At 67.4% G+C, this 10,008-nt stretch carries 6 protein-coding genes and 3 pseudogenes; 2 read left to right on the top strand and 7 right to left on the bottom strand.

The window, feature by feature from the left end:
- Window positions 1-139 precede the first annotated feature (139 nt).
- The 5 genes and pseudogenes from A5709_RS10715 to A5709_RS10695 all read right to left on the bottom strand — a co-directional run bounded on the left by A5709_RS10715 (window position 140) and on the right by A5709_RS10695 (window position 7,118).
- Window positions 140-1,675 (bottom strand): annotated as a pseudogene (locus tag A5709_RS10715) (AMP-binding protein).
- Window positions 1,676-1,678: 3 nt separating this feature from the next.
- A complete protein-coding gene (locus A5709_RS10710) occupies window positions 1,679-3,196 on the bottom strand; it encodes an aldehyde dehydrogenase (protein WP_068119809.1) in 1,518 nt (505 codons plus the stop codon).
- A gap of 150 nt (window positions 3,197-3,346) precedes the next feature.
- Window positions 3,347-4,453 carry an NDMA-dependent alcohol dehydrogenase gene (locus A5709_RS10705; RefSeq protein ID WP_068119807.1) on the bottom strand — a complete coding sequence of 369 codons (1,107 nt, stop codon included), beginning with the start codon at window positions 4,451-4,453 and terminating at the stop codon, window positions 3,347-3,349.
- 15 nt (window positions 4,454-4,468) lie between these two features.
- Window positions 4,469-5,743 (bottom strand): cytochrome P450, encoded by a 1,275-nt coding sequence (locus A5709_RS10700; RefSeq protein ID WP_067945591.1) that lies wholly within the window; start codon window positions 5,741-5,743, stop codon window positions 4,469-4,471.
- Between the two features lie 88 nt (window positions 5,744-5,831).
- The gene (locus A5709_RS10695) at window positions 5,832-7,118 is read right to left on the bottom strand and encodes a sensor histidine kinase KdpD (RefSeq protein WP_231986953.1); all 1,287 of its coding nucleotides are present in this window, start codon (window positions 7,116-7,118) and stop codon (window positions 5,832-5,834) included.
- Between the two features lie 36 nt (window positions 7,119-7,154).
- Between A5709_RS10695 and A5709_RS10690 the strand changes: the two genes are divergently transcribed.
- Window positions 7,155-7,829 carry a response regulator transcription factor gene (locus A5709_RS10690; protein WP_197520115.1) on the top strand — a complete coding sequence of 225 codons (675 nt, stop codon included), beginning with the start codon at window positions 7,155-7,157 and terminating at the stop codon, window positions 7,827-7,829.
- Here A5709_RS10690 and A5709_RS10685 read toward each other — a convergent pair.
- Window positions 7,822-8,016: a ferredoxin gene (locus tag A5709_RS10685; protein WP_067945587.1), complete on the bottom strand. Its 195-nt coding sequence runs from the start codon at window positions 8,014-8,016 to the stop codon at window positions 7,822-7,824. The genes A5709_RS10690 and A5709_RS10685 overlap by 8 nt on opposite strands.
- Window positions 8,017-8,179: 163 nt before the next feature.
- Here A5709_RS10685 and A5709_RS10680 point away from each other — a divergent pair.
- Window positions 8,180-9,817 (top strand): annotated as a pseudogene (locus A5709_RS10680) (aldehyde dehydrogenase family protein); the annotation flags it as partial.
- Window positions 9,818-9,898: 81 nt separating this feature from the next.
- Here the strand turns inward: A5709_RS10680 and A5709_RS28810 are convergent.
- Window positions 9,899-9,946 (bottom strand): annotated as a pseudogene (locus A5709_RS28810) (hypothetical protein); the annotation flags it as partial.
- Window positions 9,947-10,008 lie beyond the last annotated feature (62 nt).

Here is a 10,008-nt window from a genome sequence, read left to right as displayed (position 1 = left end):
GAAGGCCGCCCGGGTGTCGGGCCGCCGAACCGGCTGCTCGACCGGACTCGGTCGAGCGCTTGCCGGGCCACGACCGGGTTCGCGTCGCGGACGCCGCAAGCACAACGACACCATGCACCGCAACAGCTCGCGAGCTGCACTAACTTCGGACCGTAACCTGCTGTCGCAGCTTGTTCTTCGCGAGTTTTCCGGTCGGGGTCCGGGGCAGGTCATCGACGAACTCGACCGAACGGGGCGCCTTGTAGTGGGCGATCCGGGTCGCGGACATAGTCGACGAGATCTCCTGCCAGGGAGTCGGTCCCACTCACCCCGGGCGCCAACTGCACGAGCGCTTTGACCTCCTCGCCCATCTCGGGGTGGGGCACGCCGATCACGGCGACATCGAGCACCGCGGGGTGCAGGGCCAGGGCGTTCTCGACTTCCTGCGGATAGATGTTGACCCCGCCGGAGATGATCATGAACGACTTGCGGTCGGTGAGGTAAAGGAAGCCGTCGGGGTCGACGTAACCGAGGTCGCCGACGGTGGTCCAGAACGGATGTTCGGGGTGGGCTGCCGCGGCGGTCTTGTCGGGATCGTTGTGGTACACGAACGGTAGATGGTCGCGTTCGAAGTACACCGTGCCGACGGCACCGGCGGGCAGCTCGTTTCCGTCGTCGTCGCAGATGTGCAGCGTCCCGAGCACGCTCTGCCCCACCGAACCGGGGTGGGTGAGCCACTGCTCGGAGTCGATGAACGTCAGGCCGTGCGCCTCGGTGGAGCCGTAGAACTCGTAGATGATAGGGCCGAGCCAGTCGATCATCGCCCGCTTGACGTCGATCGGGCAGGGCGCGGCGGAGTGCATCAGCATCCGCAGGCTCGACAGGTCATAGCGGCGCCGGATCGACTCATCCAGTTTGAGTAGCCGGATGAACATGGTGGGAACCAGCTGCGCGACGGTGACCCGGTATCGCTCGATGTAGCGCAGGGTGGCTTCGGCGTCGAACTTGTTGGCCAGCACCACCGTTGCACCGAGCGCCTGCACCATGCCACACCATCGCAGCGGCGCGGCGTGGTAGACGGGCGCCGGAGACAGATAGACGTCGGTGGCTTCGATTCCGTAGAAATGGCTGGCCATGGCCAGGATCGGATCCCCCGGTTCGTCGATCCGCCGGTCTGGGAGCGGGGGCTTGACGCCCTTCGGGAAGCCCGTCGTGCCGGAGGAATACAGCATGACGGCGCCCGACGGTTCCGCCTGCAAGCGGGGACCGGCCCCGGCGAGAGCGGTTTCGTAGCAAGCGAAACCGGAACGTCGCCGCCGAATGCCAGCCGCAGGCCGGGGCCGTCGGCCTGCGCGGCGACGTCGGCCGCCAGGGTGGCCAGGGCAGCCGAGGCGACTAGCGCGCGTGCTCCCGAGTCACGCACGATGTATGTGGCCTCACGCGCCGTGAGGTGGTGGTTGACGGCGGTGATGTAGAGGCCGGATCGTTGCGCCGCCCAGTACACCTCGAAGGCCTCGGCGGCGTTGTCGGACAGCAGTGCGACCACGTCACCGCGGCGGAGCCCGGCGTCGTGCAGCACACGCGCCAGCGCGGCGGAGTTGTCGTCGAGTTGCCGGTAGGTCAACACATCCCCGGTCTCGGCGAGGACGACGGCGGGGCGGTGAGGATCACCGTCTGCGTGGGTACCCGGGTACATCGATCAGGCGGTTGCCGGGGCCGACACCACAACGGGGTAAACCCGTTTGGCGCGGTCATTGGTCATGTCGACATGCACGAATTTCTGCTCGGTGTACTCGTCGAGGGCACCTGACCCGAGCTCGCGCCCCAGACCGCTTTGCTTCATGCCGCCGAAGGGGAACATCGCATTGACCATGTGCCAGTCGTTGATCCACACCGTTCCGGATTCCAACTCGCGGGCGATCGCCAACGCGCGTTCGTTGTCTGTGCTCCACACCCCCGCGGACAATCCGTACTCGCTGTCGTTGGCGATCGCGACCGCCTCGGCGTCGTCGGCGCATTTAATCACGACGAGCACCGGCCCGAAGATCTCCTCCCGCGCGACCCGCATGTCGTTGGTGGCACCGGTCAGGATCGTGGGCGCCACCCAATGGCCTTGGGCGAGTCCGGCTTCGGTGGGGACCGTGCCCTGGAACGCGATCTTGCACCCCTCCTCTTGCCCCAACGCGATGTACTTCTCCACTCGCGCTTTCTGTTTGGCGGAGATCAGCGGACCAACGTCGGTGGTCGGGTCCATCGGATTACCCACGACGAGCGTGGACGCGCGGGCGACCAGCCTTCGCACGAACTCGTCGTGAATTGACGCGTGCAGTAACAGCCGGGTTCCGGACTCGCAGGCCTGACCACACATCAGCAAGAATCCGAACAGCGTGCCGTCGACCGCCAAATCCAGGTCGGCGTCGTCGCAGACGATGTTGGCGCCCTTGCCACCCAGCTCGAGTGTGACCCGCTTGACGTTGGCGGCGGCGGCGCGCATCACGGTCTTTCCGACTTCGGTTGAGCCGGTGAAGGCTACCTTGCGCACATCGGGGTGCTCGGCCAGCCGGGCGCCGACGACGGGCCCCGGCCCGGTGACCACGTTCAGCACCCCCGCCGGCAGCCCGACTTCGTCTGCCGCCCTGGCCAATTCGAGCAACGTCAGCGGAGTCTGGTCATCGGGCTTGAGCACTATCGTGTTGCCGGCCGCCAATGCGGGGCCCAGCTTCCAGACCGCCAGCAGCAACGGGAAGTTCCACGGCACGATGCCGGCGCAGACGCCCACCGGCTCGCGACGAAGCAGGGCGGCGGCCAGCGTGGGCGCCTCGATCAAGGGCCCGGTTTCCTCGAACGCATACGACCGCGCCAACGACGCGAAGTACTTCAGGTGGGCGATCGAGTAGCCCAGGAGAAAAGCGCCCGCGGACCGTGCGGTTGCGCCGTTTTCGCGTACCTGCAGGGCGGTCAACTCGTCGAACCGTGCGGCGAGGTTGTCCGCGATCGCATCGAGGATGCGGGCGCGTTCCGCCGCGGGCGTCAACCGCCAGACGCCGGAGGCATGTGCGGCCTTTGCCGCCGCGACGGCCTCGTCGGCCGCAGTGACATCGCCCCGGGCAACGGTTGCGACCCGTCCGTTCGTCGCGGGATCGCGCACCTCCAAGCTGCTTGACGCGTCGCGCCACCGCCCGTCGATGTACATCCGGTAGTGCGGAATGTCAGTCATGTCGTCCTTGCCTCTAGTCATCGGGTCCGGCGGCGCCAGTGTGCGAAGCTCCTCCATCGGCCGGCGGCGTGGTGCGCGGCGCTTACCCCGGCCGGGATTCCCAGCGGGGCAGCGAGAATGACGATGATGGTGATTAGGCTCATGGCAGAGTCAGAACCGGATTAGTCCGCGGAGATTGACCCCGGCGTGCAGGTCGGCGTAGCCGGTGTTGATCTCGTCGAGGGTGTATTCCCGGGTGACGAGCTCGTCGAGCTTGAGCCGCCCGGCGCGGTACAGGTCGAGCATTCGGGGTATGTCGTGCCGCGGATTGGAGGATCCGAAAAGTGAACCGCGAACCTGCTTTTCGTACAGGGTCAAATCGAAGAGCGACATGGCGACGGACGTGTCGGTCGGATGCGGAATCGCGGTCATCACCACCCTGCCGCGCTTGCCGACCAGGCTCAGCGCCTGAGCCACATACGCCCCTTCAGCCGAATCGGTGCTGACCACGCAGACGTCAGCCATCTGGCCGCGCGTCAGGTCGGTGATCAGGGCTTGGGCCTCGTCGACCGTCGCAGCGGTGTGGGTGGCACCGAACTCCAGTGAGCGGCCACGCTTGTACTCAACGGGATCCAGCGCGACGATCACGCGCGCACCCGCGATCCGCGCGCCTTGCACCGCGTTCATCCCGATACCGCCGACACCCATGACCACCACGGTGTCGCCGTCACGCGCTTCGCCGGTGCGCACCATGCTGCCGTAGCCGGTGGTGACGCCGCATCCCACCAGGGCGGCGGTGTCGAGCGCGGTGGATGGATCGACCTTGATCACCGAAGCCAGTGGCACCACCGTGTATTCGGAGAACGTTCCCAGCACGCACATTTGGCCCAGCGCTTGTCCTTTCGCGTGAAACCGGAAGGTGCCGTCGAGTTGCGGTCCCGCGATGATGGCGGCGCCGAGCACGCACAGGTTGCTCATGCCGCGCGAACACGGTTCGCAGCGGCCGCAGGCTGGGATGAAGCTCAGCGCAACCGAATCGCCTTCGGCGACTTCGGTGACGCCCGGGCCGACGTCGACGACGACGCCGGCGCCCTCATGCCCACCGACGACCGGTAACTGCATCGGCATGTCGCCGGTGATCAGGTGGTCATCGGAGTGGCACAGCCCGGCGGCGGCCATCTTGATCAGGACCTCGTTCTCCTTGGGCCCGTCGAGGTCGACCTCGTCGACCTCCCACTTCTGGTGCAGCCCCCACAGCACCGCCGCTTTGGTTTTCATCGAAACTCCTTGAAATCATCGCTTCTCGGGCGTCCAGGTCGCCGGCAGGCTGTTGACACCGTTGATGAAGTTGGCCAGGGCGTAGTTGGGCTCCGGCGCCGAGATATCCGGGATGCGCGTGTAGACCTCGGTCAGCAACGCCTTGAGCATGGTGCGCGCCAGCGCCGCGCCCAGGCAGAAGTGCGGACCGCCGCCGCCGAAGGCGATGTGCGGGTTCGGGTTTCGCAGGATGTTGAACGAGTGGGGGTCGTCGAAGACGTCCTCGTCGCGGTTGCCCGAGTAGTACCACAGCACGACCTTGTCGCCGGCCTTGATCTCCGAGCCGCGCACGTTGATGTCCTGGGTGGCGGTACGGCGCATGTGCAGCAGCGGTGACCCCCAGCGCAACACCTCCTCGACGGCGGTGCCGACCCGGCCCTCGACGTCCTCGACGAGCAGCGCGCGCTGGTCGGGGAATTTCGAAAGGGCGGCGATGGCGTGAGCCGAGGCGTGTCGCGTGGTGTCGTTGGACGCTACGCCCATCAACACGAAGAAGGCCTTCAGCTCGTCGTCGGTCATCTTCTTGCCGTCGAACTCGGCCTGCACCATCCAGGTCATCAGGTCGTCGCCGGGGTTGGCCCGCCGCTCGGGGATCAACACCGTCGCCACCGCGTGCAGATCCATCACGGCGCCCATGAACAGTTCGAGTTCGCTCTGCTCGCCGCGGATGTTCGGGTCTGTCCAGCCCACGAGCCGCTGCGCGGCGCTGACGGCCTGATCACGCAGTTCGCCTTCGGGCAGGCCGAAGAAGCTGCCGAAGATGCGGCCGGGCAGCTTGACCGACACGAGTTGGACGAAGTCGCCCTCACCCAGGTGTGCCATTTCGCTGACCAGGTCGTGGGCGTGGCCGCGAATCCAGCCTTCCAGGCGGCGCACGTTCTTGGGCTTGAAGGCCTCCGTCGTGATCCCGCGCAGCTGGGTGTGCCGCGGGGCGTCCATGGCGATGAACGACTGGGCGATCTCCACCGCCTCCGGGGCGAAGTCCTCCATGGTGATGCCCTGCGCCGAGGAGAAGATCTCCGGGTGGCGGCTTGCCATCCGGATGTCCTCTTGTTTGGTCAGCGACCAGAAGCCCCTGGTGTTGAGCTCGGGAGGCAACAGATCCGACTCCGCGGGGCGGCTCCACGGGACGGGGTTCTCCGCGCGCAGGACGGCGAAGGCGGCGTCGCGCTCTTCCGGGGGTTTCGCCCAGAATTCGCGGGCGCTCAGATCGATGCCCTTGTGGGTGGGCGCGGTCGTGGGTGCGGTCATCTGGCCATGCTGACCAGCGCGGCCGCGGCGCGGCACAGGCGCGAGTGCCAAACACTGGCCTGCGCGGGCCAGCGCATGAAACCCGCGATCAGGCGATCGGTGCGCGGAAGGTGGCGACCAGGCCCCCGCCGTCGCGCGCGGCGAAGTCGACCCGGCCGCCCATCGCCTCGGCGATCTGCTGCACAATCCACAGGCCGAGCCCGGCGGTGCCACGTTGGCCGCCGACGCTGACGTACTTGGTGGTCAGCTCGCCCAGGCTGTCCGCCGGGATGCCCGGCCCCCGGTCGGCCACCGTGCAGACCAACTCGCCGCCTTCCCGCGAGCACGTGACCTCGACCGGTTCACCCCGGCCGTGCCGGGAGGCGTTCTCCAGGAGGTTGGTCAGCAGCCGGCGCAGCCCTTGGGCGTTGACGGCCACGGCGCCGACGTCGCCGCTGACGCTCAGCCGTAGCCGCGGCGCCGCCAGACCGACAGCGTCGGCGGCGGCGACGATGAGGTCGGCCAGGTCGACGCGACGGATCCGGCCCGTTGAGAATGTCGGGCGGCGACTCAGCGCGACGTCGGAGAGCGCGTCGAGCATCTCGGCCAGGTGGTGGACGTGGCGGGCCACCAGCTGCAGACTGGTGTCCCGGTCGGCCTGCGACATTGCCTGCCGTGAAGTCAGTGCCTCGGTCAGCGCCTCCAAAGACGTGACGGGAGTGCGGAATTCGTGCACCAGCACCTGAAGTCCGTCCTGTTGCGACTGGTAGGACCGCAGCAGGCGGGCCCGCAAGTCGCGTTCCTCTTCGGCGGCGGCGTGTTCGGCCTCGGCCTCTACCAGCGCCCGCACCCGGGATCGGTGTTCGCGTTCGGCGAGGGCGGAGAGCCCCGCGGTGATGATCGCGACGAAGATCAGATACACCGCCGACCACCCGGCCTGCAGGGCCGGGGCAGCGGTGACCGGAAGTTTGGGCGACGACGTCAGCGCCACCGGAACATATGCCGCGCCCAAAAGGATTGCCACCAATAAGGTTTCACGGAACGACAGCCGCGCCGCCGAGGCGATGACGGCCAGCGCCAGCACGGCGACCACTGGGCTGTAGACGCCGCCGCTCAAGGCGATGAGGGCCAGCGTGAAAGCCGAGTCGAACCCGGTGACCAGCCACGCGTACCGGGTGCGCCGAACCTCCAGCTGCGGGTAGGCCATCACCACGGCCGCGTAAAGCATCGCACCGCCCAACACCGCTACCGTGGCCGCGGTGTGCTGCCGGACCCACTGGGGCCCGATCGCCAGCAGCACGCCGATTGAGATGACCACGGCGACCCGTACCGCGACGACGGTGCGGGCCAGCCCGTAGTCCTCGCCGTCGAAGTCCATTCGATCGAGCGGTCTCACCCAGCTGACCATAGAGTTCGGGTTAGCATCGCGGCAATGACTCGCTCGCCGTACGTCGTGGTGATCGTGGACGACCATGAACTGTTTGCACAGGGCCTGGCCCTGTTGCTCACCCGCGAATGGGGCGGGCTGTTCACCGTCGGCGGCCAGACGACGTACGTGGAAGAGGCAGCCGACCTGGTGGCCCGCTGCGGCGCCGATGTCGCGATCATCGACCTGTCGATGCCGCCCCTGGGCGGAGTCGCCGCCATCCGGCACATCAAGGCGCGCCACCCGAAGACCCGGATCCTGGCGCTTTCGGGGACCGACGACCTGGGGCTGGCCGAAGAGGCGTTGCGGGCCGGAGCCGACGGCTTCCTGCCCAAGACCGCGAGGCCGGAGGCGCTGGCAGGGCCACTTTGGACGATCGCCGAGGGGTTGCGGGTCGTCGACGGCGCCCTGCTCGATGCGCTGCTGAGCAACACCCGCAAGCCGCCATCCGAGCTGCTGGACAGCCTCAGCGCGCAGGATCTGCAACTGTGGACGCTGCTCGCGACCGGCATGGAGACCGGTGACATCGCCCAGCGGATGCTGGTGTCGGAGCGCACGGCGAAACGCATGGTCGCCGCGCTGCTGCACAAACTGGGGGTCAACAACCGCATCGCCGCCGCCGCGTTGGCCGGGCGCTACCGGTTGCTCGATGACGTTGCCGAAACCGGCCGGATCAGTTGAGGATTCGGATCGCTTGGGCGGGACACATCGCGGCCGCCCGAATCACCCGTTCGCGGTCGGCTTCGGGTGGCTCCGGCTCGAGCACCACCACCTGTTCGGCACCGTCGGGAATGTCGAACACGTCGGGAGCCGCCAGCAGGCACTGTCCGTGCCCTTCGCACAGGTCGTAGTCGACGGTGACGCGCATGACCGCCAGTATCGGCCCGGGCTGGGCACCGCGGACGGTCCGCACGCGCCAGATGTGGCCTGGCCGGGCCAGCTCGGCGAGGGCCTTTCAGCCCTAGGCGGACGACGTGGCGTCCGCTCATTCTGGAGCCCTTAGTACCTGTTCCTGAGCCGAAATCGCGATCATGACCACTACACAAACGCAGACCGCCTCCCCGCTCGAAGCACCCGCGGTTGCCGAACAGCGCAAACACGAAGTCGACGCGATCGTCGACGCGGCGGCCCAGGCGGCCCGAGAATTCCGCAAGCTCGACCAGCAGCAGGTCGATGCGATCGTCGAGGCGATGGTGCGCGCGGGCGTGCGCGCCGCCGGGGAACTGGCGACTGTCGCGATCGAGGAGACCGGCTTCGGCGTCTTCGAGGACAAGGTCGTCAAGAACTATGTGGCCACCGAGTTCCTGCACGACTACCTGCGCGGCAAGAAATCGGTGGGAATCATCGACGAGGACGTCGAAAACAACATCGCCCATGTAGCCGAGCCGATCGGCGTCGTGCTGGGGATCACCCCGGTGACCAACCCGACCTCGACGGTGCTGTTCAAGGCGATCGTGGCCGCCAAGACCCGCAACGCCATCCTCTTCCGGCCCTCGCCGGATGCGGTGCGCTGCTGCGAACGCAGCCTGGAAATCCTCCGCCCCGCGGCCGAAGCGGCCGGAATGCCACCTGGGGCGCTGCAAGTCATTCCCGACGCCGCGCACGACGTGACGCACTACCTGTTCAAGCATCCAGGAGTCGATTTCATCTGGGTGACGGGCGGACCGAAGATCGTCGCGCTGGCGAATTCGGCCGGGAAGCCCGGCCTGTCCGTTGGTCCCGGCAACGCGCCCATCTACGTTCACAAGACGGCCGACCTGCAAGGCGCGGTCGTCGACATCCTGATCTCGAAAACCTTCGATTCCTCGGTCATTTGCCCGGCCGAGCAAACCTGCATCATCGATGACGAGATATACGACGAGGCGATTGCCGAGTTCGAGCGGATGGGCGCCCGACTGCTCACCCCGGGCGAGGCCACGGCGCTGGCAGAGTTCGCATTCGGCTGCGGCGACAAGGTCTCGCACGAGGCGCTCGGGCAGAAGGCGCCGGAGCTGGCCGCCCGAGCCGGCTTCAGTGTGTCGCCGACCGTGAAGGTGTTGCTGGCACAGCTACCTGCCGACCTGGACGAACTCGCTTCGCATCCGCTGCTGGCCGAGAAGCTGATGCCGGTGCTCGGCGTGGTGCGCGCAACCGGCGTACAGCACGCCATCGATGTGGCCGTCCTGGTCACCGAGCACGGGGGGCTGGGTCACACGTCGGCGGTGTACGCCAACGACGAGGACGTCATCGAGGCATACGCCCTGGCGGTCCGCACGGGGCGCATCCTGGTGAACGCGCCCACCGCGGTCGGAGCCCTCGGCGGGGTGTATAACAACCTGACGCCCACGTTCTCGTTGGGTTGCGGTACCTGGGGCGGGTCCAGCACGACGGAGAACGTCAACTATCGCCAACTACTGAACATCAAGACCGTCTCGCGGCGCCGCACCCCGCCGCAGTGGTTCCGTGTCCCGTCGAACACCTACTTCAACGAAGGCGCACTGGACAACTTGCGCGATCTCGACTGCGAAACCGTCGTGGTGATCACCGACGTCCCGACCGAAGAGCGCGGCGTGGTCGACCAGCTGCGCGGCAAGTTGCGCGCCCCACACGTGCAGGTGTTCAGCGAGGTGACACCGGAGCCCGACGAAAAGACCATCCGCCGCGGTGTCGCGATGCTGGCGCGGGTCGAGGAACGGCATCGTCAGCTCGTCGAGGCTCTTCTCCGGGTGTTCGTAGAACAGGCGGATCGCCTTGCCGGCGTCCAGCACCGAGCCGCCGCCGACGGCGACCAGCAGATCGGGTTGGACCCGCGCCAGCATCGCGACACCGCGGCGGATGGTCTTTTCGTCGGGCTCCGGTGTCACCTCGCTGAACACCTGCA

Origin of the sequence: Mycobacterium sp. E1386, assembly GCF_001672745.1 — a bacterium.
GTDB lineage: Bacteria > Actinomycetota > Actinomycetes > Mycobacteriales > Mycobacteriaceae > Mycobacterium.
Note: the sequence above shows the minus strand (reverse complement) of the source record. Positions and strands in the feature narration are given on the sequence as shown.

Coding starts and splice junctions, on each gene's coding strand:
- A5709_RS10705 (WP_068119807.1), bottom strand. CDS start 4,453: ATGAAAACCAAAGCGGCGGTGCTGTGGGGGCTGCACCAGAAGTGGGAG.
- A5709_RS10700 (WP_067945591.1), bottom strand. CDS start 5,743: ATGACCGCACCCACGACCGCGCCCACCCACAAGGGCATCGATCTGAGC.
- A5709_RS10690 (WP_197520115.1), top strand. CDS start 7,155: ATGACTCGCTCGCCGTACGTCGTGGTGATCGTGGACGACCATGAACTG.
- A5709_RS10710 (WP_068119809.1), bottom strand. CDS start 3,196: ATGACTGACATTCCGCACTACCGGATGTACATCGACGGGCGGTGGCGC.
- A5709_RS10685 (WP_067945587.1), bottom strand. CDS start 8,016: ATGCGCGTCACCGTCGACTACGACCTGTGCGAAGGGCACGGACAGTGC.